25 protein-coding genes and 2 tRNA genes are annotated in these 25118 nt (G+C 43.0%); 19 read left to right on the forward strand and 8 right to left on the reverse strand.

Annotated elements, in window-relative coordinates; genetic code table 11:
* Complete coding sequence (locus PR766_RS03875; protein ID WP_006657999.1) at positions 1-348, forward strand: gamma-glutamylcyclotransferase family protein; 348 nt, start codon at positions 1-3, stop codon at positions 346-348.
* 189 nt (positions 349-537) lie between these two features.
* On the opposite strand, the gene ppa is transcribed toward PR766_RS03875, so the two are convergent.
* Both ppa and fbp read right to left on the reverse strand, forming a co-directional pair.
* The gene (ppa, locus tag PR766_RS03880) at positions 538-1068 is read right to left on the reverse strand and encodes an inorganic diphosphatase (RefSeq protein WP_006658000.1); all 531 of its coding nucleotides are present in this window, start codon (positions 1066-1068) and stop codon (positions 538-540) included.
* Between the two features lie 137 nt (positions 1069-1205).
* The gene (fbp, locus tag PR766_RS03885) at positions 1206-2213 is read right to left on the reverse strand and encodes a class 1 fructose-bisphosphatase (protein WP_006658001.1); all 1008 of its coding nucleotides are present in this window, start codon (positions 2211-2213) and stop codon (positions 1206-1208) included.
* A 171-nt stretch (positions 2214-2384) separates the two neighbouring features.
* On the opposite strand from fbp, the gene mpl reads away from it, so the two are divergent.
* Positions 2385-3764, forward strand: coding sequence for a UDP-N-acetylmuramate:L-alanyl-gamma-D-glutamyl-meso-diaminopimelate ligase (gene mpl / locus PR766_RS03890; protein ID WP_036963257.1), 1380 nt, complete (start codon positions 2385-2387; stop codon positions 3762-3764).
* Between the two features lie 45 nt (positions 3765-3809).
* Here mpl and PR766_RS03895 read toward each other — a convergent pair whose 3' ends face one another.
* Both PR766_RS03895 and argR read right to left on the reverse strand, forming a co-directional pair.
* Positions 3810-4220 (reverse strand): DUF6122 family protein, encoded by a 411-nt coding sequence (locus tag PR766_RS03895; RefSeq protein WP_006662405.1) that lies wholly within the window; start codon positions 4218-4220, stop codon positions 3810-3812.
* A gap of 107 nt (positions 4221-4327) precedes the next feature.
* The gene (gene argR / locus PR766_RS03900; RefSeq protein ID WP_006662406.1) at positions 4328-4798 is read right to left on the reverse strand and encodes a transcriptional regulator ArgR; all 471 of its coding nucleotides are present in this window, start codon (positions 4796-4798) and stop codon (positions 4328-4330) included.
* A 471-nt stretch (positions 4799-5269) separates the two neighbouring features.
* Between argR and mdh the strand changes: the two genes are divergently transcribed.
* Positions 5270-6208, forward strand: a complete 939-nt coding sequence (gene mdh / locus PR766_RS03905) for a malate dehydrogenase (protein WP_006658005.1) — start codon at positions 5270-5272, stop codon at positions 6206-6208.
* A 198-nt stretch (positions 6209-6406) separates the two neighbouring features.
* On the opposite strand, the gene PR766_RS03910 is transcribed toward mdh, so the two are convergent.
* Positions 6407-6724, reverse strand: coding sequence for a helix-turn-helix domain-containing protein (locus tag PR766_RS03910; protein ID WP_036967652.1), 318 nt, complete (start codon positions 6722-6724; stop codon positions 6407-6409).
* Positions 6725-7238: 514 nt separating this feature from the next.
* Here PR766_RS03910 and PR766_RS03915 point away from each other — a divergent pair.
* Complete coding sequence (locus tag PR766_RS03915; RefSeq protein ID WP_006658007.1) at positions 7239-7595, forward strand: DNA-binding protein; 357 nt, start codon at positions 7239-7241, stop codon at positions 7593-7595.
* A gap of 100 nt (positions 7596-7695) precedes the next feature.
* On the forward strand, positions 7696-8049 hold the full coding sequence (locus tag PR766_RS03920; RefSeq protein ID WP_006658008.1) for a DNA-binding protein: 354 nt from the start codon (positions 7696-7698) through the stop codon (positions 8047-8049).
* Positions 8050-8111: 62 nt separating this feature from the next.
* On the opposite strand, the gene ispB is transcribed toward PR766_RS03920, so the two are convergent.
* Entirely contained in the window at positions 8112-9083 is a 972-nt protein-coding gene (ispB, locus tag PR766_RS03925; RefSeq protein ID WP_006658009.1) for an octaprenyl diphosphate synthase, read from the reverse strand.
* Positions 9084-9417: 334 nt separating this feature from the next.
* On the opposite strand from ispB, the gene rplU reads away from it, so the two are divergent.
* From rplU to cgtA, 3 genes are all read left to right on the forward strand, one after another.
* A complete protein-coding gene (gene rplU, locus PR766_RS03930) occupies positions 9418-9726 on the forward strand; it encodes a 50S ribosomal protein L21 (RefSeq protein ID WP_006658010.1) in 309 nt (102 codons plus the stop codon).
* Positions 9727-9745: 19 nt separating this feature from the next.
* Positions 9746-10003, forward strand: coding sequence for a 50S ribosomal protein L27 (gene rpmA / locus PR766_RS03935; protein ID WP_004905922.1), 258 nt, complete (start codon positions 9746-9748; stop codon positions 10001-10003).
* A gap of 132 nt (positions 10004-10135) precedes the next feature.
* Positions 10136-11311: an Obg family GTPase CgtA gene (cgtA, locus tag PR766_RS03940; RefSeq protein ID WP_006658012.1), complete on the forward strand. Its 1176-nt coding sequence runs from the start codon at positions 10136-10138 to the stop codon at positions 11309-11311.
* Between the two features lie 85 nt (positions 11312-11396).
* Here cgtA and dacB read toward each other — a convergent pair whose 3' ends face one another.
* On the reverse strand, positions 11397-12845 hold the full coding sequence (gene dacB, locus PR766_RS03945; protein WP_006662408.1) for a serine-type D-Ala-D-Ala carboxypeptidase: 1449 nt from the start codon (positions 12843-12845) through the stop codon (positions 11397-11399).
* A gap of 256 nt (positions 12846-13101) precedes the next feature.
* On the opposite strand from dacB, the gene greA reads away from it, so the two are divergent.
* Positions 13102-13578, forward strand: coding sequence for a transcription elongation factor GreA (gene greA / locus PR766_RS03950; RefSeq protein ID WP_006658014.1), 477 nt, complete (start codon positions 13102-13104; stop codon positions 13576-13578).
* A 118-nt stretch (positions 13579-13696) separates the two neighbouring features.
* On the opposite strand, the gene yhbY is transcribed toward greA, so the two are convergent.
* Positions 13697-13990 (reverse strand): ribosome assembly RNA-binding protein YhbY, encoded by a 294-nt coding sequence (yhbY, locus tag PR766_RS03955; protein ID WP_006658015.1) that lies wholly within the window; start codon positions 13988-13990, stop codon positions 13697-13699.
* Between the two features lie 259 nt (positions 13991-14249).
* Here yhbY and rlmE point away from each other — a divergent pair, with 259 nt between their 5' ends.
* The 10 genes from rlmE to infB all read left to right on the forward strand — a co-directional run bounded on the left by rlmE (position 14250) and on the right by infB (position 25052).
* Entirely contained in the window at positions 14250-14879 is a 630-nt protein-coding gene (rlmE, locus tag PR766_RS03960; protein WP_006658016.1) for a 23S rRNA (uridine(2552)-2'-O)-methyltransferase RlmE, read from the forward strand.
* A 57-nt stretch (positions 14880-14936) separates the two neighbouring features.
* Entirely contained in the window at positions 14937-16904 is a 1968-nt protein-coding gene (ftsH, locus tag PR766_RS03965; protein ID WP_036963262.1) for an ATP-dependent zinc metalloprotease FtsH, read from the forward strand.
* A 70-nt stretch (positions 16905-16974) separates the two neighbouring features.
* Positions 16975-17823: a dihydropteroate synthase gene (folP, locus tag PR766_RS03970; RefSeq protein WP_006658018.1), complete on the forward strand. Its 849-nt coding sequence runs from the start codon at positions 16975-16977 to the stop codon at positions 17821-17823.
* Entirely contained in the window at positions 17816-19153 is a 1338-nt protein-coding gene (glmM, locus tag PR766_RS03975; RefSeq protein WP_006658019.1) for a phosphoglucosamine mutase, read from the forward strand. Before folP ends, glmM begins: the two co-directional genes overlap by 8 nt.
* A 249-nt stretch (positions 19154-19402) precedes the next feature.
* Positions 19403-19747, forward strand: a complete 345-nt coding sequence (secG, locus tag PR766_RS03980) for a preprotein translocase subunit SecG (protein WP_006658020.1) — start codon at positions 19403-19405, stop codon at positions 19745-19747.
* A 121-nt stretch (positions 19748-19868) separates the two neighbouring features.
* Positions 19869-19958, forward strand: a tRNA-Leu gene (locus tag PR766_RS03985).
* A gap of 57 nt (positions 19959-20015) precedes the next feature.
* A tRNA-Met gene (locus PR766_RS03990) sits at positions 20016-20092 on the forward strand.
* A 213-nt stretch (positions 20093-20305) separates the two neighbouring features.
* Complete coding sequence (gene rimP / locus PR766_RS03995) at positions 20306-20758, forward strand: ribosome maturation factor RimP (protein WP_006662411.1); 453 nt, start codon at positions 20306-20308, stop codon at positions 20756-20758.
* Between the two features lie 23 nt (positions 20759-20781).
* Positions 20782-22290 (forward strand): transcription termination factor NusA, encoded by a 1509-nt coding sequence (gene nusA, locus PR766_RS04000; protein ID WP_006662412.1) that lies wholly within the window; start codon positions 20782-20784, stop codon positions 22288-22290.
* A gap of 23 nt (positions 22291-22313) precedes the next feature.
* Positions 22314-25052: a translation initiation factor IF-2 gene (gene infB, locus PR766_RS04005; protein ID WP_006662413.1), complete on the forward strand. Its 2739-nt coding sequence runs from the start codon at positions 22314-22316 to the stop codon at positions 25050-25052.
* Positions 25053-25118 lie beyond the last annotated feature (66 nt).

The raw sequence follows: 25118 nt of genomic DNA on the forward strand, positions 1-25118 counted from the left end.
ATGCGTATCATTGTTTATGGCAGTTTAAGACGCAAGCAAGGGAATCATCACTGGATGACTTATGCTCAGCTGCTAGGTGAGCATAAGCTAGAAGGCTATGAACTGTATGACCTTGGATATTATCCAGCGGTTGTTCGAGGGAATGGCACGATTGAATGCGAAGTTTATCGCATTAATCCCTCTATCTTAACTGAGTTAGACGAATTAAAGAAAAATTCGCAAGATTACGAGCGCGAGTTAATCCCGACACCTTATGGTAATGCGTGGATTTATCTCTACAAACATTCAGTTGAAGGTCTTCCCCGCATCAAAAGTGGTGATTGGCTAAAGCGCAATGAAGAAGAGTAATCCGTAGTGAATCCGTAATAAAAAAACGCCGGCACTGTATCAGTGACCGGCGTTTTTTCATATGCACTAAGCGTGGCTCATCGTATTGAATTCTCTTTTTTGAAATACAGCCAGCTTGCGTGATAAACATTGAGATAAAAAAAAGCACTGGCAAAAACCAGTGCTTTTTCTATCCACGGAAGGGATTAATTATTTTTTTGCAGCGCGTTCGAAAGAAGCGATAATTTCAGCTTTAGCAGCTTCCGCATTCTCCCAACCATCAACTTTAACCCACTTACCTTTTTCTAAATCTTTGTAATGCTCAAAGAAGTGAGTGATTTGTGCACGCAGCAGCTCAGGAATATCGTTCACATCTTTGATGTGGTCGTATTCTTTGCTCAGTTTAGTGTGTGGTACTGCAACTAATTTTGCATCTTCACCAGATTCGTCAGTCATTTTCAGCACGCCAACTGGACGGCAGCGGATAACTGAACCTGGTTGTAATGGGTATGGAGTTGGTACTAAAACGTCAACAGGGTCACCATCTAAAGACAGAGTATTGTTGATGTAACCATAGTTGCATGGATAGAACATCGCAGTAGACATGAAACGGTCTACAAACAATGCGCCAGATTCTTTATCAACTTCATATTTGATTGGATCAGCGTTAGCTGGAATTTCGATAATTACGTAGATATCTTCAGGCAGTTCTTTACCTGCCGGTACATTGTTCAGGCCCATTAAAATGTATCCTTATGAGTGCTTAAAATAACGTGGGGGACATTATAGCCGCAAAGAGAGGTAAAACTCACTAGTTGGAGAGAAATTCGATCAAAAAAGGCGAGAGAGCCTCGCCTTCAGGTCAAACGGAATGTTGATTATTCTGCGTCAGGGTACTCACGCATAAAGGATTCCGCTTTTTCAACCATGGCTTTCGTGCCCACAAAGAACGGCACACGTTGGTGCAATTTAGTTGGGACGATGTCTAACACGCGGTTAGTACCATCGCTTGCTTTACCGCCAGCTTGTTCCGCTAAGAATGAAATTGGGTTGCATTCGTACAGAAGGCGCAGTTTACCCGTAGGGTGACTTGCGGTGCTTGGGTAAATGTAAATACCACCTTTGAGCAGGTTACGGTGGAAGTCTGCCACTAAAGAGCCGATATAACGAGTGGTATATGGGCGGTGGGTTGCTTCATCTTGCTCTTGGCAATATTTAATGTATTTCTTCACACCCATAGGGAACTTGATGTAGTTACCTTCGTTAATGGAATACATTTTACCTTCTGCTGGGAACATGACTTTTTCATGAGACAGACAGAATACACCTAATGATGGGTCGTAGGTGAAAGCATGAACACCGAAACCTGTGGTGTAGACCAACATGGTTGATGAACCGTAAACTACATAGCCCGCAGCAACTTGGCGGTTACCAGGTTGTAAGAAGTCAGCTTCTGTAACCGGTTGACCAATTGGAGTAATACGGTGATAAATAGAGAAGATAGTTCCAACGGAAACGTTTACATCGATGTTCGAAGAACCATCTAGTGGGTCCATTAAAACAACATATTTCGCGTTTTCTGCACGATCACCTTCGAAAATGACGATTTCATCTTCTTCTTCAGAGGCGATACCGGCAACTTCTCCGCGCGCTTTCAAAGCCGCTTTCAGTTTTTCGTTTGCATACAGGTCAAGCTTCATCTGAACTTCACCTTGGACATTCGACACACCACTAGTGCCGAGAATGTCAACGAGTCCAGCTTTGTTAATATCACGATGGATAATTTTAGCGCCCAGTTTAATCGCTGACAGTAATGCAGTCAGCTCACCTGTTGCATGAGGAAAATCTTGTTGCTTTTCGACGATGAATTCGCCTAATGTTTTCATGACGAAGGTCCTGAATAAAATTGACAGAAATTTGCGGGTCTTTATTGTACCCTCGGGCGGAGAGTTTATCTAAATAAAGAAAAGATTAATAGGCTAATACATTTATAAACCGGTGATTGATGAGTAGAATAGTAGAATAGTGACAAACCTCATGCTATTGGATGGAAAAGAATGCACATACATATTTTAGGCATATGCGGAACCTTTATGGGCAGCTTAGCCATTTTGGCTCGTTCTTTAGGGCACAAAGTGACTGGGTCTGATGCAAACGTCTACCCACCGATGAGTACATTGCTTGAAAAACAAGGCATTGAACTAATTCAAGGATTTGATCCCGCACAGTTAGAGCCAATCCCCGATATGGTGGTGATTGGGAATGCGATGACCCGTGGAAATCCGTGTGTTGAAGCGGTATTAGAGCGCGGTTTACCTTATACCTCAGGGCCTCAATGGCTCCATGATCATGTTCTTCCTGAGCGTTGGGTATTAGCGGTTGCAGGTACTCACGGTAAAACAACAACCGCGGGGATGCTTGCGTGGATCCTCCAAGATTGTGGCTATGAACCTGGCTTCCTGATTGGCGGTGTTCCGGGGAACTTTGATGTTTCTTCCCAAATTGGTAAGAGTCCTTTCTTTGTCATTGAAGCGGATGAGTACGATTGTGCATTCTTTGATAAACGTTCCAAGTTTGTTCATTACAGCCCTAAAACTCTGATTTTGAATAACCTTGAGTTTGACCATGCGGATATTTTTGAAAATCTAGAAGCGATTCAAAAGCAATTCCATCATTTGGTTCGTATTGTACCTAGTAGTGGCAAAATCTTTATGCCTAGTAATGATAGTAACCTCAAACAAGTCATGAACATGGGGTGCTGGAGTGAACAGGAGCTGGTGGGAGAAAACGGCGAATGGCATGCAGTGAAACTCAATCATGATGGTAGCCAGTTTGAAGTGTATTACCAGCAAGAAAAAGTGGGTGAAGTGAACTGGTCCCAAGTGGGTAATCACAATATTCAAAATGGCTTGATGGCAATTGCAGCTGCTCACCATGTTGGGGTTCCTGCGAAAGAAGCCTGTTTAGCATTGGATAAATTTATTAATGCGCGTCGCCGTCTTGAGCTACGCGGTGTTGAGAATGAGGTTAGTGTTTATGATGACTTCGCTCACCATCCAACGGCAATTTTAGCGACGTTAGAGGCATTACGTAGCAAAGTTGGTGGTACTTCACGTATTATTGCTGTGCTGGAGCCTCGCTCAAATACCATGAAAATGGGGATCAGTAAGAATGATATCGCGCCAGCTTTAGGTCGTGCGGATGAGGTCTTTTTATTCCAACCCGCCAATATTCCGTGGATGGTAACGGAAATTGCGGAGCATTGTGTGCAGCCAGCGCGTTGGCACGCTGATATTGATGCTCTCGCCAACATGGTGATTGAGACAGCTCAACCTGGCGACCACATTTTAGTCATGAGTAATGGCGGGTTTGGTGGGATCCATGAAAAGCTACTCGCTGGATTGAAGCGTAAAGCGGAAGCAAAACCGGAAGAGTAATATCAAAACTTCACATAAAAGCCCTAACAGTTTGTTGGGGCTTTTTTATAGTTGCTGAAGAATTTCGGTATTTGCTGAAGCAGGAGGACCTGAACAGCTTAATACCGTACCCTGTATCTCTTTCTTCACGTTGCCTAAATAACAATCTACAGAATCAGTAAATAGATGGAACAGGCATCCGACAGCAATAGCTTTTAATTTCCAAGATGGGAAAAAGAACAGCACAACATAAGCGATTGCCGCCCAAATTGTATGCATAGGATGGAAACCCACACCGCAACGATCAGGATCAAAAATAGGATCCGCAAGAAGATGGTCGAGATCGATAACCATCGTTGAGACCATTAATAATCCAGCAAGCTTCCAATTTTTTCGCCAAAATAAATAGCCAAATAAAAAAGGCACTAAAAAATGGAAACCGTAGTGAACGATGTTTCTTAAGATCTCAAATAACACAGGTTTATCTCGATAAGAATCAGTGGAAGACGGGTCACTATAGTGCCAAAAATGAAAAGAGGGAACTCAGTTCCCTCTTTTTAGATATATAAAGCGACGGGAAAGGACTAAAGTTCTTGTTCAAAGAGAACCTGAATGGCTTCGTACAGTTCGCGAGTCGTAAAATCATTCGTTGGTGTGGAGAAAATCGTATCATCACCAGCGATGCTGCCTAAGATACCTTCAGCTTTGCCGAGGGAGTCTAGCAGTCGGGCGATGAGCTGTGCTGCCCCTGGACTGGTACGGATCACAACGACAGAGTGGTTGTAATCAACATCTAAAACTAAGTTTTTCAATGGGCTAGTAGCAGTTGGGACACCTGGCTCGGTAGGTAAACAATACACCATTTCCATTTTTGCGTTGCGGGTACGTACAGCACCAAACTTCGTTAACATTCTGGAAATTTTAGATTGATTAATGTTTTCGAAGCCTTGCTCTTGAAGCGCAATCACAATTTCTGCTTGGGAGCTGAACTTTTCCTCTTTAAGGAGTGCTTTAAAGGCTTTTACCAAGTCTTCTTGTTTCGACATAGTGCGCATAATTAACCCATCTTTTTGGTATTAAACTGAGCTGTATTATGTGGAAAAGTGCATTTTTATGCAAGATAATTGAGTTTTGATGGTTTAATGAGCGATTTAAGATACGGTTTTTCTGGTAGGAAGCGCGTGATTATCTTAAATTGTTGGTTTGAAATTTAGTTTAAAAATAATTTGGTTTAACAATAAGTTGCTGTGAAAAAAATGTTAAATTATTAATCGGTGATTAATAAAGCATCAAGTAAAATTACATTTGATGTTAAATGCAATAGCAATAAAAACTATTTGTTAAAAAAGTGCCCGTTATCTCATTAACAGATAAGGAATTTGTTTAGAATAGCCCTATTGTGTTGGTGATTTATCTTGCGTTAACACTTCTCTCTAACTGTTAAAGAATTGTTTTTTATAAGTAATATGTTTAGTGCGTAGTCAGATGAATTCATATATTTTAAAGTACAATTAAGGAGTTTTAGAATGAAAGTTGCAGTCCTAGGTGCAGCAGGTGGTATCGGTCAGGCTCTCGCCCTTCTTCTCAAAAACCAGCTCCCAGCAGGTTCAGAACTCTCCCTCTACGACATCGCGCCAGTCACTCCGGGTGTTGCTGCTGATTTAAGCCACATCCCTACAGACGTTAAAGTTGTTGGTTTCGCGGGTGAAGATGCTACACCAGCACTGAAAGGTGCAGATGTTGTATTAATTTCTGCGGGTGTTGCACGTAAGCCAGGAATGGATCGCTCTGACCTGTTTAATGTGAACGCAGGCATTGTACGTAACCTTGTTCAACAAATCGCGGTCACCTGCCCGAAAGCACTGGTTGGTATTATTACTAACCCAGTGAATACTACCGTGGCTATCGCGGCTGAAGTCCTGAAAAAAGCGGGCGTATATGATAAAAACCGTCTGTTTGGTGTAACCACACTGGACATCATTCGTTCAAATACGTTTGTTGCTGAATTAAAAGGCAAGAAAACCCACGAAATCGAAGTGCCGGTTATCGGTGGACACTCAGGTGTGACAATTTTGCCATTACTGTCTCAAATTCCAGGTGTTAGCTTCACTGATGAAGAAATTGCTGCACTGACTAAGCGTATTCAGAACGCGGGCACTGAAGTGGTTGAAGCTAAAGCAGGTGGCGGGTCAGCAACATTATCTATGGGTCAAGCAGCAGCTCGTCTGGGCTTATCTCTGGTCCGTGGTCTTCAAGGCGAAAGCAACGTGGTTGAATGCGTATACACAGAAGGTGAAGGTGAACACGCTCGCTTCTTCGCACAACCTGTTGTATTAGGTAAAAACGGTATCGAAAAACATTTACCAATTGGTAAGTTAAGTGCATTTGAAGAGAAAGCGCTGAAAGAGATGTTAGGCGTACTGAAAGCAGATATCGAATTAGGTGAAAAATTCATTAACAGCTAATGCTAGTTAAGATTTAACGCTTAAATAAGGGCTGAATTGTTTGATGCAATTCAGCCCTTTATTTTCATGTTTTATAAGTTTTCACTTATCAAAATAAGGGGAAATCCCCCGAAGGTGTAATAGAGTAATACCGCTCATTATTAATGAGAGAAATAATATATTTTATCTTTCAGCGCTGAATAGGAATGAAGACGAATTTTAACTGTTTTCCTCTGTTGGCTCCCTGTTTTCTATTTCTCCTATTTCTGTGACTTTTCTTGGTTTATCTCGAATCCTTCTTTCTAAGAGTTCACCCGTCATGGGGTCATAATAGCGGCTAGGCCAAATTTCGGATGGGTGAATACCTAAAAAGTTTGCGATGATCCATTCACCTTTTGGCCAAGGTCGCGATAGTGCATTCGCGAGAGTTGATGAGCTAAGCCCCGCTTCACGAGAAATAGCGGCAAGAGTTGTTCCACGTTTGCGTAATGCCGCAATGATATCTGCTGGGTGCCAGTTTGATTTCCGTAACATCATTTTTTAATCCTTTTTTCACTCAGAATCATGTAGAGTTAGTGGTACATCTAACAGAATATTGTGGTACATTCAGTACAATTGTTCTGTTATTGGAAATAAAATAACAGAATTTCCCAATAATAATTTCTAATTTTTTCTTAAAATTCATTTTTATGAAACTGTCGTTATTTTTATGAAAATAGTAGAAAGATTTAGATAATTATTGTGAGTTTAGCTAACGCATTGAAAATAAAAATAACTCATCGTGGTTAGCTCTCTATTTTTTATAATTTCTTATATTTATTCTCTTTATCGCGAAGATTTATATTTCTTAATAATGTATTGAATTATTTAAAAAGAATGAATTTCTTAATCCATACTATAAGTCTATTGATATAAAACAGAAAATACCGATATCTATATAACTTAGTAACAATTATTTTTAATATTAAAAGTAGGTATTGAAATGATTAAGAAAATAAGGAAAGTTTTTAGTTAATCGAAGTCGTTATCGTAATGACAAGGAGCGTCGATAATGATTAAAGAATGGTTAACAGCAAAAGAACTCGTTGGTCGTCAGGGGCTTCCATCAAGTACTCAGGGAATAAATGCGATGGCAAGGAGAGAAAATTGGTTGAGTCGAAAGCGAAGGGGGATTCAAGGTAAAGCACTTGAATACCATATTAGTTCGATTCCCATTGATCTCGAAGAACCAACCGTGATGTATGAAGCTCCAAGGATTTATCACGTTAAACGTGATGAGCATGCACATATTTGGCAGGAAGCGTATAACCAGCTTTCCCATGATGAGCGAGTGGCAGTTTTATCATTCATTATGCGTAAAGGTGCTTTAGCGTTAATTGATCTTATTAATCAAAATAATCACATGTAAATTACATACTGTATTGAATCGAATAAATTTTTAGAAAAATAACTTTGGTATAGCGACAAAAGCAGGTTGCAAAATATAAGCTAAGCGTAAAAGTGATATTATGAAAAAATTGTGGTTCACTGCGAAAGAATTAGCAGGGTTAGAAGGTCTTCCATCTTCACCTCAAGGCATTAACTTGATGGCAAGAAGGGAAGGTTGGAAAAATCGTCGAAAAAGAGGTGTTCAAGGGAAGGCCGTTGAATACTATGTAGAAAGTTTACCAAATGAGATCCAAAGGCAACTCTCACTTCACGAGCCATCGACACCTTATCAAGTGCAGCGGATTGATGCGCTACAAATTTGGTCTGAAGCTTATTATCAATTGACTGAAGCTGAGCGGAAAACGTTCGTAAAATATATTCTTCGTCACGGGCTATCGTCATTATTGGCTAAAATTGAGCCTGAAGAAGAGTAGGAAATTAAAAGGGTGAAATCACTTTCACCCTTTTAATTGTTTGTGTCGTGCTCTATCTATGGTTATGAATGACGCTGAATTGCTACATGTGCTAAGCCAATCAAGGCTTCTTTATAAACAGAGTCTTCAAGCGCATTTAAAGCATCAATGGCTTTTTGTGCCTCTTCTTGCGCACGTTGGTATGTGTATTCTAAGGAGCCACAGCGTTTCATTGTGCTAAGAACGGTTTCTAACAGATGACGCCCATTACCTTGCTCAATGGCTTGCCTGATCAGAGCTGACTCTTCTTCATTACCATGTTGCATTGCATGTAATAGTGGGAGCGTTGGTTTCCCTTCATCAAGATCATCACCTGTATTTTTACCCAATTGAGTATTATCAGCATCATAATCCAGAAGATCGTCAACTAATTGGAATGCCGTACCAATATAGCGACCATAGTCTTGCAATGCTTTCTCTTGCTCAGGTGTTGCATTAGCTAAAATAGCGGAGGCATGGGATGCCGCTTCAAATAGGCGCGCAGTTTTACTGTAGATCACCTGCATATAGCTCTCTTCAGTAATATCAGGATCGTTACAGTTCATCAGCTGTAAAACTTCACCTTCTGCAATCACGTTGGTGGCTTCAGACATGAGTTTTAGAACACGCATCGAATCCAGATCCGTCATCATCTGGAAGGATCGTGTATAAATAAAGTCGCCCACTAATACGCTTGCAGCATTACCAAATACCGCATTAGCTGTCTGCTTCCCGCGACGCATATCCGATTCATCGACCACATCATCATGCAATAAAGTGGCTGTATGGATAAATTCAATTAATGCAGCGACTTGGATATGTTTGTGTTCAGAATAGCCAAGGGATCGTCCCGCAAGGATCGCGATCATCGGACGGATCCTTTTTCCGCCCCCACTCACGATGTAATAACCTAATTGATTGATTAATGCTACGTCTGAGTTTAATTGGCTGAGGATCGCTTCATTTACTGCTGACATATCCTCGGCTGTCAGTTCAACGATAGATTCTAAATTCATTGTAATATATTCATATTATTAGTTTTTGGGGAATTCCCTAAGTCAAAAATGGGAAAACCGATATCACAGTAATGACGTAAGCATAACACTATTAATAATAAGATTATCGGGTGAAATGCAAAAAATGTTTAAATAAGTAACAATTCAAGATATTCCTGATAAATCAGCTGGAAAAAGATATGACTGATAAAAAAGTCGTATTTTTTGTAATCTAACTGCATTATAGGCTTGTGTTCTGCTGCTTTTTTGCGTAGAATTCGCGCCCTATTGTGAATATTTTATAGCGTGCTCTGGAATTGAAATATTTAGCGAGTACGCGGAAAGCGGAGTTAATATGTACGCGGTTTTCCAAAGTGGTGGTAAACAACACCGAGTTAGCGAAGGTCAAACTGTCCGCCTAGAAAAGCTGGACATCGCAACAGGTGAAACTGTTGAATTTGATCACGTTCTGATGGTTGCTAATGGCGATGAGATCCAAATCGGTGCTCCTATCGTTGAAGGCGTTAAAGTGAAAGCGGAAGTAGTTGCACACGGTCGTGGCGATAAAGTTAAAATCGTTAAGTTCCGTCGTCGTAAACACAGCCGTAAACAGCAAGGTCACCGTCAGTGGTTCACTGATGTTAAGATCACTGTCATCGCTTAAGATTTAGGAGAGCAGATTAATGGCACACAAAAAGGCTGGTGGTTCGACTCGTAACGGTCGTGACTCAGAAGCAAAACGTTTAGGTGTTAAACGTTTTGGTGGTGAAGCTGTATTAGCAGGTAGCATCATCGTTCGTCAACGTGGTACTAAGTTCCACGCAGGTAACAACGTTGGTTGTGGCCGTGACCACACTCTGTTCGCATTAGCGGACGGTAAAGTTAAATTTGAAGTTAAAGGTCCTAACAATCGTAAATTTATCAGCATCGAAGCTGAATAAGTTTTCTGACTTTTAATTTTTGAATTAAAGCCCTGCAAAAACCTTTTGCGGGGCTTTTTATATTCAGAATACGCCATCTCTGGGTAATACCGCCATTCGGCACTATAATGGCCAGCAGACGGAGAAAGAATTATGAAATTTGTAGATGAAGCCAAAATTTTGGTCGTGGCAGGAGATGGTGGCAATGGTTGTGTCAGCTTCCGCCGTGAAAAATATATCCCGAAAGGTGGACCTGACGGTGGTGACGGTGGTGACGGTGGAGATGTCTACTTACAGGCAGACGAAAACCTTAACACGCTGATTGACTATCGTTTTGAAAAATCATTTCGTGCAGAACGTGGTCAAAATGGTCAAAGCCGTGAGTGTACAGGTAAACGTGGTCAAGACATCACGGTAAAAGTCCCTGTAGGAACGCGTGTACGCGATCTTGGCACCAACGAAGTACTCTGTGACATGACTCGTCACGATCAACGCCACATGGTCGCTAAAGGCGGTTTCCATGGGCTTGGTAACACCCGTTTCAAATCTTCTGTTAACCGTGCTCCGCGTCAGCGTACCATGGGAACAAAAGGTGAAACGCGTGAGATCTTATTAGAATTGATGTTACTTGCGGACGTAGGAATGCTGGGGATGCCGAATGCGGGTAAATCCACCTTTATTCGCTCCGTATCAGCTGCAAAACCAAAAGTTGCAGATTATCCATTTACTACCTTGGTCCCAAGCCTGGGTGTGGTACGTATGGATAACGAGCAAAGCTTTGTAGTTGCAGATATTCCTGGGTTGATCGAAGGCGCGGCAGAAGGTGCGGGTCTGGGGATTCAATTCCTGAAGCACTTAGAACGCTGTCGTGTATTACTGCATCTTATTGATATTTGCCCAATTGACGAATCGGATCCAGTAGAAAATGCCAAGATCATCGTGGGTGAATTAGAGAAATACAGCGAAAAACTGGCACAAAAACCACGTTGGTTAGTCTTCAACAAAGTGGATATCTTAGGTGAAGAAGAGTCTGCAAAACGTGCAGCCGAAATTGCCAAAGGTATGGGCTGGGAAGATAAGTATTATATGATTTCTGCGGTGAACCACGAAGGTGTGAAAGCACTGTGTTGGGATATCATGGAGTTCATGAATACACAGCCGCGTAATATGGCAGTTGAAGATGAAAATAGCCAACCAGAAAAAGTTGAATTCATGTGGGATGATTACCACAAAGAGCAGCTTTCTGGTGCTGAAGATCTTGATGACGACTGGGATGATGATTGGGATGAAGATGACGACGAAGGTGTCGAATTCATTTATCAAAAATAAGCATTCTTAAGTCACATAAAAAGGCACAACTTGCGAAGGTTGTGCCTTTTTTATTATCTAGATCCTAAAAGGATCTTTGATAGGATCAGTTCTTCTGATAGAGATCGCGATAAAGGCGGCTTTCAAAACGAACCAATGGTACCCGGCGGCTGTTGTATTGACTTTGTGGAACTGCATAAGCAGAAATAAACTGAACAAATGCCACTTTTTCGCCACTCGCAGTTGTGATAAAGCCTGCGAGGTTATAAACGCCTTGTAGTGCTCCTGTTTTCGCTGATACTTTGCCATTGACTCCAGCCTCATCCAAGCCACCACGATAACGTAATGTCCCGTCATGCCCTGCAAGTGGCAGCATTGAAATGTAATCGAGCTGCTGATCATTTTTCGCGATAAATTGCAAAACTTGCATCATTGTCGCAGGGGTGATCAAGTTATGGCGAGATAAACCAGAACCATCGACCATTACTGTGTTGCCCAAATCAATACCTGCTTTTTGTTTGAGAACTTGTCTAACCGCATCAGAGCCTGAGCGCCAAGTACCCGGTACACCATAATAATCCCGACCAATGGTTCTAAAAACAGTATCAGCAATCATGTTATCTGATTTTTTCAGCATGATTTTTAATAGATCATGCAGTGGCTTGGATTCTGTTTTGACGAGTACTTGAGACTGAGGTGTTGGTTGAGTTCGTTTTTTAACCGCTCCGGATAGCTCAATACCTGCAACCTGTAGTTCATTTTTGACGATAGCACCTGAGTAACTGGCACCATTTTGTACAGCAAATGCGAGTGGCAAGGGTTCGCTACGTTGGGTTAAGCAGCCTGTTAAGGTATAGCGATTCAATTCGCCAGGAACAACGTCTAACTCGCAGTAACGAGCTTCTGGTGAGCCTTTAGCGAGGGTTTTGACCTCACTAAACATATTAACGGGGTAGAAACTCGCTGTTTTGATATATGCCATCTCCCCAGCTTTATCTGATGGGTAAAGGGAAACAGAAAAACAGTTTCGATCAATAATTGCGGCAGCCGGCGGAGCACTAAAACACTGTGTCATGTCGTTCCATACCCAGCCAGGTGCTTTATCATGGCTAGCAAAAGCTGAAATATCGACAATAAGATCACCATCGACTTTATGTATGCCGATTTGTTTCAAGGCATTGACCATATTTCGAATTTGCTGGCGCGTTAAGGTTGGGTCTCCACTAAAACGGATCACCAAGTCCCCAGACAATGTATTGTTATTCAACTTTCCATTGGTTTCAAAGTTAGTCACAAAACGGTAGTCAGGACCAAGTTGTAATAATGCAGCAAGGGCAGTAACAACTTTTTGTGTACTGGCGGGCAGAGCCATCTGTTGAGCGTTATAATCGATAAGAGGGGTATTACTTCCTACTTTTTGCGCAACCAGAGCAAGGTTAGTGCCGTCAGGGAGATACTGCTTGTAATCATCGATAGGGATAGCAGAAGCTTGCGACGTGATGAAGGCAAGCCCTAAAGTGAAGATTAATTTTCTGGTTGATGTTAGTAGCGACATATATTTCACGCATTAGGGTAGACATAGTGCACATACTAAAGTGTAATGCCCAATAAAGTAAACGATGATCCGCTATTAACTCTCAGTTAAAATAGCGAACAGTATGATAAGATAAGTCATTAAGTTGGTCTGATTGAGTTATTGACACCCTAAGTTGTTGAACACCCCCTACATACCCTGGTGTTCGGTGTACTGTTGTTACAAAATCAGGAAGATACTTTTTTTTAGATAGGATTGAATTAGAGGTATTTATCAAATGAAACAGATTCCAATGACGGTATTTGGTGCTAACAAGCTAAGAGAAGAGCTCGAGTATCTGAAATCTGTCCGTCGCCCTGAAATTATTGCTTCGATTGCTGAAGCTCGCGAACATGGCGATTTAAAAGAAAACGCGGAATATCATGCTGCGCGTGAGCAACAAGGCTTTTGTGAAGGCCGTATTCAAGAGATTGAATCTAAACTTTCTCATTCTCAAGTGATTGACGTGACAAAAATGGCAAATAATGGTCGAGTCATTTTTGGTGCGACGGTTTCTGTATTGAATGTGGATACTGACGAAGAGTTAACCTATCGAATCGTAGGTGATGATGAAGCTGACATTAAAGTGAACTTAATCTCAGTGAACTCACCGATTGCACGTGGGTTAGTGGGTAAAGAAGTTGATGATGTCGTGACAATTAAGACACCGGGCGGAGATGTTGAATTCGAAATTCTTAAAGTTGAGTATATCTGATTCCTATTTCCCTGAATTGGTTATATTATTTTACTGATTTAGAGAAAAAGGCCGCTGGCGGCCTTTTTCGTCATATAAAACATGCGTTCAATGGCATTTTTATATAAATGAGTAGTTATTATTTAGGTAAACTAATTTTGCGCTCTACTGATGGACGATAGAGAACAAGAATTTTACCGATAACTTGAACATTTGCTGCACCAGTTTCGCGAACAATCGCTTCAGCGATCAAATTTTTAGTTTCACGATCTTCGCCAGCGATTTTGACTTTGATAAGCTCATGGTGTGCTAATGAGACTTCGATTTCAGCCAAAACACCCTCAGTTAAACCATTGTTGCCAATCATAACAACTGGGTTTAAGTGATGAGCGAGACTTTTTAGGTGTTGAATTTGTTTTTTGTTAAGATTCATCGATTTTTTGCTTGGTTAGTATTGAAAATGGCATATTCTACCGCCATCTGATTACTATCACCATCTATTAATCTTGTTTGATGGTAATGAAGCAGCTAATGATTACCCGAAAGTAATCCAGTAACAGGTTGGCAGCGCGTTAACACTTTCCCAATAAACAGCGTTATTTATGTGACTTGGGTAGAAAAAATGAAGCTAACTCTCTGTAACTTGAAGAATGTCGGGAAATGTATTTCTATTAGTATAGTTGGAAAGTGCAATGGCCAATAAAAAACGTTCAGCAAGCTCCAGTCGTTGGTTGCAAGAACATTTTAGTGATAAATATGTTCAGCAAGCACAAAAGAAAGGGCTCCGCTCGCGTGCATGGTTTAAACTGGATGAAATCCAGCAAAGTGATAAGATTTTTAAACCAGGTATGACCGTTGTTGATTTAGGTGCTGCCCCTGGTGGATGGTCACAATACGTTGTTGGTCAAATTGGTCACAACGGTCGTATTATTGCTTGTGACTTACTACCAATGGATCCAATCGTCGGCGTGGATTTCCTTCAAGGGGATTTTCGTGATGATGCCGTGCTAGCTGCTTTGTTAGAGCGAGTGGGCGATAAAAAAGTACAAGTGGTTATGTCTGACATGGCCCCAAATATGAGCGGAACACCCGCAGTGGATATTCCCCGCTCTATGTATCTGGTTGAATTAGCATTGGATATGTGCCGTGCGGTATTGGCTCCTGGGGGAAGTTTTATCGTTAAAGTATTTCAGGGAGAAGGCTTTGACGAATACCTTAGGGATATCCGCTCCCTGTTTACGAAGGTTAAAGTTCGTAAACCCGAATCTTCGCGGGCACGATCGCGTGAAGTATACATTGTAGCGACAGGACTAAAACTATAGTACCCTGAGCGTTATTTGTTAACACAGTTGTAAGGTGAGGTTAATCCCTTGAGTGACATGGCGAAAAACCTAATTCTCTGGTTAGTCATCGCAGTTGTTCTGATGTCCTTGTTCCAGAGTTTTGGCCCAAGCGATTCGAATAGTCGCAGAGTTGATTATTCAACGTTTATCAATGAGTTAGCCCAGGATCAGGTACGTGAAGTTCGTATCACAGGTCGTGAATTGAACGTCAGAAAAGCGGATAACAGCCGCTACACTACTTATCTGCCTATGCAGGATGAGAAGTTGTTAGACACCTTGTTAAACAAGAATGTTACTGTCGTCGGTGAACCACCAGAAGAGCCTAGCTTACTGACATCTATTTTCATTTCCTGGTTCCCAATGCTGCTGTTGATTGGTGTCTGGATCTTCTTTATGCGCCAAATGCAAGGTGGCGGCGGTAAAGGGGCGATGTCATTCGGTAAAAGCAAAGCTCGTATGCTGACAGAAGATCAGATCAAAACAACATTTGCTGATGTTGCGGGCTGTGATGAAGCGAAAGAGGAAGTGGGTGAGATCGTAGATTTCCTACGTGAACCAGCTCGTTTCCAAAAACTCGGTGGTAAAATTCCGAAAGGTGTCCTGATGGTAGGACCGCCGGGTACAGGTAAAACATTACTCGCTAAAGCTATTGCGGGTGAAGCAAAAGTCCCATTCTTTACCATTTCTGGTTCTGACTTCGTGGAAATGTTTGTGGGTGTGGGTGCTTCCCGTGTTCGTGATATGTTCGAACAAGCGAAAAAAGCGGCTCCTTGTATCATCTTTATCGATGAAATCGATGCTGTTGGTCGTCAACGTGGCGCAGGCTTAGGTGGTGGTCACGATGAACGTGAACAGACACTGAACCAAATGCTGGTTGAGATGGATGGTTTCGAAGGTAATGAAGGTATTATTGTGATCGCGGCAACTAACCGTGCTGATGTTCTGGATCCTGCATTACTGCGTCCAGGTCGTTTTGACCGTCAAGTTGTGGTTGGTTTGCCAGATGTTCGTGGTCGTGAGCAAATCTTAAAAGTTCATATGCGTCGTGTGCCAATCGATCCAGCAGTTGATACTACGATTCTGGCTCGTGCTACCCCTGGTTTCTCGGGTGCGGAATTAGCAAACTTAGTGAACGAAGCGGCATTGTTTGCAGCGCGTGAAAATAAACGTGTTGTTACCATGGCTGAATTCGAAAGAGCACGCGATAAAGTATGGCTGGGTGCTGAGCACCGCTCACTGATGATGACTGAAGAGCAGAAAGAATCGACAGCCTATCATGAAGCTGGACACGCAATCGTTGGTTACTTAATGCCAGAGCATGACCCTGTGCATAAAGTGACAATTATTCCTCGTGGTCGTGCTCTGGGTGTGACTTTCTACTTACCTGAAGGCGACCAAATCAGTGCGAGCCGCCAGAAGTTAGAAGGAAATATCGCAAGTACATACGGTGGTCGTATTGCAGAAGAACTGATCTACGGTTATGACAAAATCTCAACTGGCGCATCAGGTGATATTCAGCAAGCAACCAGCACTGCGAGAAAAATGGTGACTCAGTGGGGCTTTTCTGACAAGTTAGGTCCAGTGTTATATTCTGAAGAAGAGGGTCCTGCATTCTTAGGCCGTTCAGGGCAGAGCTCAACTTACTCTGATGAAACTGCACGCATCATTGACGAAGAAATTAAAGCAATTATCGACCGTGGTTATCAGGTTGCACATAAAACCTTAACCGACAATATGGATATTCTGCATGCGATGAAAGATGCATTATTGAAATATGAAACAATCGATATGCCAATGATTGATGACCTGATGAATCGCCGCCCAGTACGCGCGCCAGCAGGCTGGGATGAGGATAAAAAAGTGAACAATGTTACAGGTTCATTTGGTGCTGCGGCTAGCACATCAAAACCTGAAGCAAAGCCAGCTGAAACTCAAGCAGAAGAGCCAACTGAAAAATCAGATGAAAACGATTCATCCGATAATAACGAGAGCAAGCCACAATAAGCTGTCGTGATAAGTTGAATAATTAAAAACCCCAGGTTACTGGGGTTTTTTACGTTAAGGAAAAATAATCATGCATATTAAAGCCCGAGGTCGCCTCCTTGACTTATCAACCCCTCAAGTGATGGGGATTCTGAATGTTACTCCTGACTCATTTTCAGATGGTGGCACTCATAATCGTTATCACGATGCCCTCGACCATGTTGCTAAAATGGTCCAAGCCGGTGCAACAATTATTGATATCGGCGGCGAATCAACTCGACCAGGTGCTGCTGAAGTTTCGATTAGTGAGGAGCTCGATCGTGTTGTACCCGTGGTAGACGCTATTGCAAAGCGTTTTGATGTGTGGATTTCTGTCGACACTTCGAAAGCTCAAGTTATGGATGAAGCCGCAAAAGTAGGTATGCATATTATTAATGACATTCGTTCACTACATGAAGCAGGTTCCCTTGAAGTGGCTGCAAGGCTGGGGCTACCAGTGTGTATTATGCATATGCAAGGTCAGCCGAGAACAATGCAAGATGCACCAAATTATGTGGATGTTGTCAAAGACGTTAAAGATTATCTTGCCGGTGAAATTGAACGCTGTGTGGCGGCGGGAATTGATAAACAGCAAATAATCCTCGATCCAGGCTTTGGTTTTGGCAAGAACCTGTCGCATAATTACCAGCTACTAGCGCATTTAGATCAATTTCATGATTTCGGACTACCGCTCTTGGCAGGACTGTCACGGAAATCTATGATTGGACAATTATTAAATGTTCCACCTCAAGAACGTCTTGCGGGCAGCTTAGCTTGTGCCACCATTGCGGCAATGCAAGGGGCACAAATTATCCGAGTTCATGATGTGAAAGAGACTGTACAAGCAATGCAAGTCGTTCAGATGACTCTGTCAGAAAAGGAAAAATTAGCGTATGAGTAACCGTAAATATTTTGGTACTGATGGTATTCGTGGAAAAGTAGGCGACAGCCCAATTACTCCTGATTTTGTTTTAAAATTAGGCTGGGCCGCAGGTAAAGTGCTGGCTCGTCACGGTTCACGTAAAATTATCATTGGTAAAGATACGCGTATTTCTGGCTATATGTTGGAGTCTTCATTAGAAGCTGGTTTAGCTGCGGCAGGGTTATCCGCATCATTTACAGGCCCAATGCCAACACCAGCTGTGGCTTACTTAACTCGTACTTTCCGTGCAGAGGCAGGGATTGTGATTTCAGCTTCTCATAACCCTTACTATGATAACGGGATTAAGTTCTTCTCTATTGACGGAACTAAACTGCCTGACGAAGTTGAAGAAGCCATTGAAGCTGAAATGGAAAAACCGATCACTTGCGTTGAATCAGCAGAACTTGGTCGTGCGAACCGTATCGTTGATGCGGCGGGGCGTTACATTGAATTCTGCAAAGGGACATTCCCTAACGAACAGAGCTTAAACAGCCTTAAAGTGGTTTTAGATTGTGCGAACGGCGCCACTTATCATATTGCACCAAACGTTTTCAGTGAGTTAGGTGCTCAAGTCATCACTATGGGTTGTGATCCTAATGGGATCAACATCAACGAAGAGTGTGGTGCTACTGACGTTCGTAAGTTACAAGAGCGTGTGATTGCAGAAAAGGCAGATGTGGGCTTAGCGTTTGATGGTGATGGTGACCGGATCATTATGGTCGACCATCAAGGTAATAAAGTCGATGGCGACCAAATACTGTATATCATTGCTCGTGAAGCGCTGCGTCAAGGTCAGTTAAAAGGTGGCGTTGTCGGTACTCTAATGAGCAACATGGGTCTGGAAATAGCCCTGAAACAGTTAGGTATCCCGTTTGAGCGTGCAAAAGTGGGAGACCGTTATGTGCTCGAAAAATTACAAGAAAAAGGCTGGCGTATGGGGGCTGAAAACTCCGGTCATGTGATTTTATTAGATAAAACCACCACAGGTGACGGTATTGTCGCTGGTCTTCAAGTGTTAAGTGCAATGGTTCGTAACCACATGAGCTTACATGACCTGTGTAGCGGTATGAAGCTTCTACCTCAAATTCTTGTTAACGTGCGCTTTAAAGGCAAACACGATCCTTTGCAAAGTGAAGCGGTTGTTGCTGCGAATGAACAAGTTGAAAAAGAGTTAGCGGGTAAAGGGCGTGTGTTACTGAGAAAGTCCGGTACTGAGCCTCTGATCCGTGTCATGGTTGAAGGTGAAAACGAAGACGTTGTCACTGAAATGGCAAACCGCATTGCCGATGCAGTTAAAGCGGCCGGTTAATGTTGCACATTCTCCCTTATCGCGGATAAAAACTGACCTAAGGGAGAGAAATTACTAAGCTGAGTATGATATTTCGATGGTTTGCTGTTTTTTTCTGCAATTAGTCAAATGAAATCAAAATAGACTTGCTTGTCAGCTCAGCTTTGGTTAGTATTCGCACCTGCTCAATTCCGTAATAGTGTTTTGAGTAGGTGTGCAGTATAAGGGTCATAGCATAGGCTATGCGCCGTAACTGAATAGGTAACTCAAATGTATATAGCTCTTTTAGTTGTTTTCTTGCTCGCGGCTATCGGCCTGATTGGTCTGGTCATGTTACAGCAAGGTAAAGGTGCTGACATGGGTGCATCATTCGGTGCGGGCGCTTCTGCAACACTGTTTGGTTCATCGGGTTCAGGTAACTTCATGACCCGCATGACTGGAATCTTGGCTGCTGTGTTTTTCGTTATCAGTTTAATTCTTGGCAACATGACTGCCAACAAGTATGGAACTGGTGCAGGTAGTAAGTGGGAAAACATTAGCGAACCGGCAAAAGTCGAGCAACCAACAGACGTTCCGGCAGCACCAGCAACACCAACGAGCGATATTCCTCGTTAAGTGTGAAAGATTCCGGATGACCGCATTGTGTTCTCATCAATGTAGTCCCAACTAGCAGTAACGTAGTAAGAAGTTAAAAATTTGAGGTTATTGATTGATAAATTAGTAACCTCGCCTCAGTGCCGAGGTGGTGAAATTGGTATACACGCTACCTTGAGGTGGTAGTGCCTACAAAACGGGCGTACGGGTTCAAGTCCCGTCCTCGGCACCATTATTTTAGACGACTTGTGAAGTCACAATAGTCAGTGTAAAATAGTCACGTTTCGAACGCGGGATGGAGCAGCATGGTAGCTCGTCGGGCTCATAACCCGAAGGTCGTTGGTTCAAATCCAGCTCCCGCAACCATTTCTCTTAGTCAAACATATCTTGCAGCAACAATATCAGATATCGTTATCGTAATTTCTCATCGATTTATCTAGATTTTCAAGGTATACTAAGAGCACGGTAAACCCATGCACTATGGGTCCAGTTACAAAAGCCCCGAATTTCGGGGTTTTTTGTTATTTGACAATCGAATTAACTGGGCTTTATGCCCTTTTTTTATGTCTGGGGGTGGGCTTGTCCACATTAGAGCAAAAATTAACAGAGATGGTTTCGGCACCAGTGGAAGCACTAGGCTTTGAGTTTGTAGGCTTAGAATTTGTTCGCGGGCGTACGTCGACACTGCGTATTTTCATTGATAGTGAAGAAGGCATCACTGTTGATGACTGTGCTGATGTCAGCCATCAAGTGAGTGCAGTATTGGATGTCGAAGATCCAATTTCTGTGATTTATAACCTTGAGATATCGTCACCGGGTATGGAACGTCCACTGTTCACCATCGCTCATTATGAGCGTTTTATGGGTGAAGAAGTGGCTCTGTCACTGCGTATAGCGATGCAGAACCGTCGTAGATGGCAAGGAATTATCAAAGCCGTTGATGGTGAAATGATTACGGTTACTGTAGATGGTAAGGATGAGGTGTTCGCCCTCGGCAACATCCAGAAAGCTAACTTAGTACCACACTTTTAATTAAGTTCAATGAGGCAACTAGGATGAACAAAGAAATTCTGGCTGTTGTTGAAGCGGTTTCTAACGAAAAATCCCTCCCTCGTGAAAAAATCTTCGAGGCTCTGGAAACTGCGCTGGCGACAGCAACGAAAAAGAAATATGAGCAAGAGATTGATGTTCGCGTAGAAATCGATCGTAAATCGGGTGATTTCGATACGTTTCGTCGTTGGGTGATTGTTGACGAAGTCACAATGCCAACGCGTGAAATTACACTGGAAGCTGCACAATTTGAAGATCCTGCATTGCAGCTAGGTGAATACGTCGAAGACCAAATCGAATCAGTTGTATTTGACCGTATTACCACGCAAACCGCTAAGCAAGTTATCGTACAAAAAGTTCGTGAAGCTGAGCGTGCGATGGTGGTTGACCAATTCCGTGAGCAACAAGGTGAAATCATCACTGCTCAGGTTAAAAAAGTTAACCGTGAAAACATTACCTTAGATTTAGGTAATAATGCAGAAGCTGTGATCCTGCGCGAAGATATGCTACCACGCGAGAACTTCCGCCCTGGTGACCGTATCCGCGGAGTCCTGTATGATGTTCGCCCTGAAGCTCGTGGCGCACAGCTTTTTGTAACTCGTTCTCGTCCAGAGATGCTGGTTGAATTATTCCGCATCGAAGTACCAGAAATTGGCGAAGAAATCATTGAGATCAAAGCTGCGGCTCGTGATCCCGGTTCTCGTGCAAAAATCGCAGTAAAAACGAACGACAAGCGTATCGACCCAGTTGGAGCTTGTGTTGGTATGCGCGGTGCTCGAGTTCAAGCGGTTTCTAGTGAATTAGGCGGCGAGAGAATCGACATTGTGTTATGGGATGATAACCCAGCGCAATTCGTTATTAATGCTATGGCTCCGGCAGATGTGGCATCTATTGTGGTTGATGAAGACAACTGTACGATGGATGTTGCCGTTGAAAGCAGTAACTTAGCACAAGCAATTGGACGTAATGGACAAAACGTTCGCTTAGCGGCTCAGTTACTGAAAATCCACCGTGGTGATGACAAGTGGGAACTGAATGTCATGACAGCGGAAGAGCTGAATGCAAAACATCAGGCAGAAGCACACGCTTCTATTGAAACATTCACTAAGCATCTAGATATTGATGAAGAGTTTGCTACAACACTTGTTGAAGAAGGCTTCTCGACATTAGAAGAACTGGCTTACGTGCCTATTAAAGAACTTCTGGAAATTGACGGTCTTGATGAAGAAACCGTTGAAGTTCTACGTGAAAGAGCAAAAGCTGCCCTCACCACAATTGAACTAGCTCAAAAAGAGAGTTTGGGTGATAATCAGCCAGCAGAAGATTTGTTGAATCTTGATGGTATGGATCGTACTCTGGCCTATAATTTGGCTACTCACGGTATCTGTACACTGGAAGATCTTGCTGAGCAGGGCATCGACGACCTGATTGATATCGAAGGTCTGAATAATGAGAAAGCAGGTGAACTCATTATGGCAGCACGTAATATTTGCTGGTTCGGAAACGATGCGTAAACACTGTAGCAGGAAGGAACGGCATGACAGAAACTGTAAAATCACTGGCAACGGAAATTCAAACCACAGTTGAACGCCTGGTACAGCAATTTGCTGAAGCAGGGATCACGAAAGGTGCGAATGACTCTGTTAGCCAGACTGAAAAAGAAACTTTACTGAACCACTTAAACCGTGAACAAGGCGGAGCAGCGGGTCAGCCAAGTAAATTAACACTGCAGCGTAAAACTCGTAGTACGCTGAGTGTTCCAGTCACCGGTGGCAAAAGCAAATCGGTAAATGTTGAAGTCCGCAAAAAACGCACTTATGTGAACCGCGACGCTGAAGAAGCGCAAGCGGAAGAGCAGGCGCAGCGTGAAGCGGAAGAGCAAGCACAGCGCGAAGCTGAGGAACTGGCAAAACGTGAAGTTGAAGCGAAACGTGCAGCGGAAGATGCTGCAAAACGTGACGCTGAAGCTAACGCAAAACGTGAAGCCGAAGAGAAAGCAAAACGTGAAGCAGCTGATAAAGCTACGCGCGAAGTAGCGGAAAGAGAAAAAGTGAAACAAAGCGAAAATCAAAAACCAAGCAAAGCGGCGACAGAAAGTAACGCTGACAAACAGCGTCTTGAAGCCGAAGCTGCCCAACTGAAACGCAAAGCGGAAGAAGAAACTCAACGTAAAGTTGAAGCTGATGCGCGTCGTGTTGCTGAAGAAGCCCGTAAAATGGCTGAAGAAAAAGCGGGAGACTGGAACTCAGAGAGTAAATCTGAAGAAGACAGCGACTATCATACAACGACATCTACTCACGCTCGTGCGGCAGAAGATGAAAGTGATGAGAAAGAAGAAGGTCGTCGTTCACGTAACCGTACCGCAAAAGCACCTCGTCAAAAGAAAGGTAATAAACTTTCTGAAAAAGCGGATCGCGAAGAAGAACGCGCAGCTGGTCGTTCAGGTCGCTCTAAAGGTAAGCAACGTAAAGGTAGCTCTTTACAACAAAGCTTCACCAAACCTGTTGCAGCAGTAAACCGTGATGTCGTTATCGGCGAAACTATCACTGTTGGCGAATTAGCGAACAAGATGGCGGTTAAAGGCTCTCAAGTCATTAAAACGATGATGAAAATGGGCGCAATGGCAACCATCAACCAAGTGATTGACCAAGAAACTGCACAATTAGTTGCAGAAGAAATGGGTCACAAAGTTATTTTGCGTCGTGAGAATGAGTTAGAAGAATCGGTAATGAATGACCGTGACACTGGCTCCGCAGTAAGAGAACCTCGCGCGCCAGTTGTTACTATCATGGGTCACGTTGACCACGGTAAAACCTCTTTACTGGATTACATTCGTTCAACGAAAGTGGCATCAGGTGAAGCAGGTGGTATTACTCAGCACATCGGTGCATACCACGTTCAAACTGACAAAGGTATGATCACCTTCTTAGACACCCCAGGTCACGCCGCGTTTACATCAATGCGTGCTCGTGGTGCTCAGGCAACGGATATCGTTGTTCTGGTTGTTGCTGCGGATGATGGTGTTATGCCTCAAACAATCGAAGCTATCCAGCATGCGAAAGCAGCGGGTGTGCCAATCGTTGTTGCGGTAAACAAAATGGATAAACCAGAAGCTGACCCAGATCGCGTCAGAAATGAGCTGTCTCAGTACGGCGTTATTTCTGAAGAGTGGGGCGGTGACACTCAGTTTATCGGTGTATCTGCGAAAGTCGGTACCGGTATCGATGAACTGTTAGATGCTATTTTACTGCAAGCTGAAGTTTTAGAACTGAAAGCAGTCTATGCAGGCATGGCAAGCGGTGTGGTTGTTGAATCTTACCTAGACAAAGGTCGTGGCCCAGTTGCTACAATCTTAGTTCAAGAAGGTACATTGAACAAAGGCGACATCGTGCTGTGTGGATTTGAATATGGCCGTATTCGTGCAATGCGCAACGAATTAGGTAAGGAAGTGCTGTCTGCGGGGCCTTCAATGCCAGTTGAGATTCTGGGTCTGTCCAGTGTTCCTTCTGCCGGTGATGAAGCTACCGTGGTTCGTGATGAGAAGAAAGCGCGTGAAGTTGCCCTGTATCGTCAAGGTAAATTCCGTGATGTGAAATTAGCTCGTCAGCAGAAATCTAAACTGGAAAACATGTTTGCTAACATGGAAGAAGGTAAAGTTTCTGAACTGAATATTGTACTGAAAACTGACGTTCAAGGTACCTGTGAAGCTATCACTGACTCTCTGATGAAACTGTCAACTGATGAAGTTAAAATTAAAATCATTGGTTCAGGCGTGGGTGGTATCACCGAAACTGACGCAACTCTGGCAGCGGCTTCTAATGCGATTATTCTTGGCTTTAACGTCCGTGCGGATGCATCTGCTCGTCGTGTAGTTGAAAGCGAAAGTGTTGATTTACGTTACTACTCAGTTATCTATAGCCTGATTGATGAAATCAAACAAGCGATGAGTGGTATGTTGGCACCAGAATACAAACAGCAAATCATGGGTCTTGCAGAAGTCCGTGATGTATTTAAATCACCGAAATTTGGTGCAATTGCTGGTTGTATGGTTACTGAAGGTACCATCAAACGTAATAATCCAATTCGCGTTCTGCGTGATAACGTGGTTATCTACGAAGGTGAGCTGGAATCACTGCGCCGCTTTAAAGATGACGTTAGTGAAGTTCGTAACGGTATGGAATGTGGTATCGGTGTTAAGAACTACAACGATGTCCGTACCGGCGATATGATCGAAGTCTTTGAAATTATCGAAGTTAAGCGTTCAATCGACGGTTAATTTTGTGAGTACCCACGAGAGATTGTGGTGACAAAATAGTATTGATGAGGGGGCGATTGCCCCCTT

This window comes from Providencia sp. PROV208 (assembly GCF_028479465.1).
GTDB lineage: Bacteria > Pseudomonadota > Gammaproteobacteria > Enterobacterales > Enterobacteriaceae > Providencia > Providencia alcalifaciens.

Excerpts from the sequence above, each read along its gene's own strand:
- PR766_RS03875 (WP_006657999.1), top strand. The coding sequence starts at position 1 with ATGCGTATCATTGTTTATGGCAGTTTAAGACGCAAGCAAGGGAATCAT.
- ppa (WP_006658000.1), bottom strand. The coding sequence starts at position 1,068 with ATGGGCCTGAACAATGTACCGGCAGGTAAAGAACTGCCTGAAGATATC.
- fbp (WP_006658001.1), bottom strand. The coding sequence starts at position 2,213 with ATGAAAACATTAGGCGAATTCATCGTCGAAAAGCAACAAGATTTTCCT.
- mpl (WP_036963257.1), top strand. The coding sequence starts at position 2,385 with ATGCACATACATATTTTAGGCATATGCGGAACCTTTATGGGCAGCTTA.
- argR (WP_006662406.1), bottom strand. The coding sequence starts at position 4,798 with ATGCGCACTATGTCGAAACAAGAAGACTTGGTAAAAGCCTTTAAAGCA.
- mdh (WP_006658005.1), top strand. The coding sequence starts at position 5,270 with ATGAAAGTTGCAGTCCTAGGTGCAGCAGGTGGTATCGGTCAGGCTCTC.
- PR766_RS03910 (WP_036967652.1), bottom strand. The coding sequence starts at position 6,724 with ATGATGTTACGGAAATCAAACTGGCACCCAGCAGATATCATTGCGGCA.
- PR766_RS03915 (WP_006658007.1), top strand. The coding sequence starts at position 7,239 with ATGATTAAAGAATGGTTAACAGCAAAAGAACTCGTTGGTCGTCAGGGG.
- PR766_RS03920 (WP_006658008.1), top strand. The coding sequence starts at position 7,696 with ATGAAAAAATTGTGGTTCACTGCGAAAGAATTAGCAGGGTTAGAAGGT.
- ispB (WP_006658009.1), bottom strand. The coding sequence starts at position 9,083 with ATGAATTTAGAATCTATCGTTGAACTGACAGCCGAGGATATGTCAGCA.
- rplU (WP_006658010.1), top strand. The coding sequence starts at position 9,418 with ATGTACGCGGTTTTCCAAAGTGGTGGTAAACAACACCGAGTTAGCGAA.
- rpmA (WP_004905922.1), top strand. The coding sequence starts at position 9,746 with ATGGCACACAAAAAGGCTGGTGGTTCGACTCGTAACGGTCGTGACTCA.
- cgtA (WP_006658012.1), top strand. The coding sequence starts at position 10,136 with ATGAAATTTGTAGATGAAGCCAAAATTTTGGTCGTGGCAGGAGATGGT.
- dacB (WP_006662408.1), bottom strand. The coding sequence starts at position 12,845 with ATGTCGCTACTAACATCAACCAGAAAATTAATCTTCACTTTAGGGCTT.
- greA (WP_006658014.1), top strand. The coding sequence starts at position 13,102 with ATGAAACAGATTCCAATGACGGTATTTGGTGCTAACAAGCTAAGAGAA.
- yhbY (WP_006658015.1), bottom strand. The coding sequence starts at position 13,990 with ATGAATCTTAACAAAAAACAAATTCAACACCTAAAAAGTCTCGCTCAT.
- rlmE (WP_006658016.1), top strand. The coding sequence starts at position 14,250 with ATGGCCAATAAAAAACGTTCAGCAAGCTCCAGTCGTTGGTTGCAAGAA.
- ftsH (WP_036963262.1), top strand. The coding sequence starts at position 14,937 with ATGGCGAAAAACCTAATTCTCTGGTTAGTCATCGCAGTTGTTCTGATG.
- folP (WP_006658018.1), top strand. The coding sequence starts at position 16,975 with ATGCATATTAAAGCCCGAGGTCGCCTCCTTGACTTATCAACCCCTCAA.
- glmM (WP_006658019.1), top strand. The coding sequence starts at position 17,816 with ATGAGTAACCGTAAATATTTTGGTACTGATGGTATTCGTGGAAAAGTA.
- secG (WP_006658020.1), top strand. The coding sequence starts at position 19,403 with ATGTATATAGCTCTTTTAGTTGTTTTCTTGCTCGCGGCTATCGGCCTG.
- nusA (WP_006662412.1), top strand. The coding sequence starts at position 20,782 with ATGAACAAAGAAATTCTGGCTGTTGTTGAAGCGGTTTCTAACGAAAAA.
- infB (WP_006662413.1), top strand. The coding sequence starts at position 22,314 with ATGACAGAAACTGTAAAATCACTGGCAACGGAAATTCAAACCACAGTT.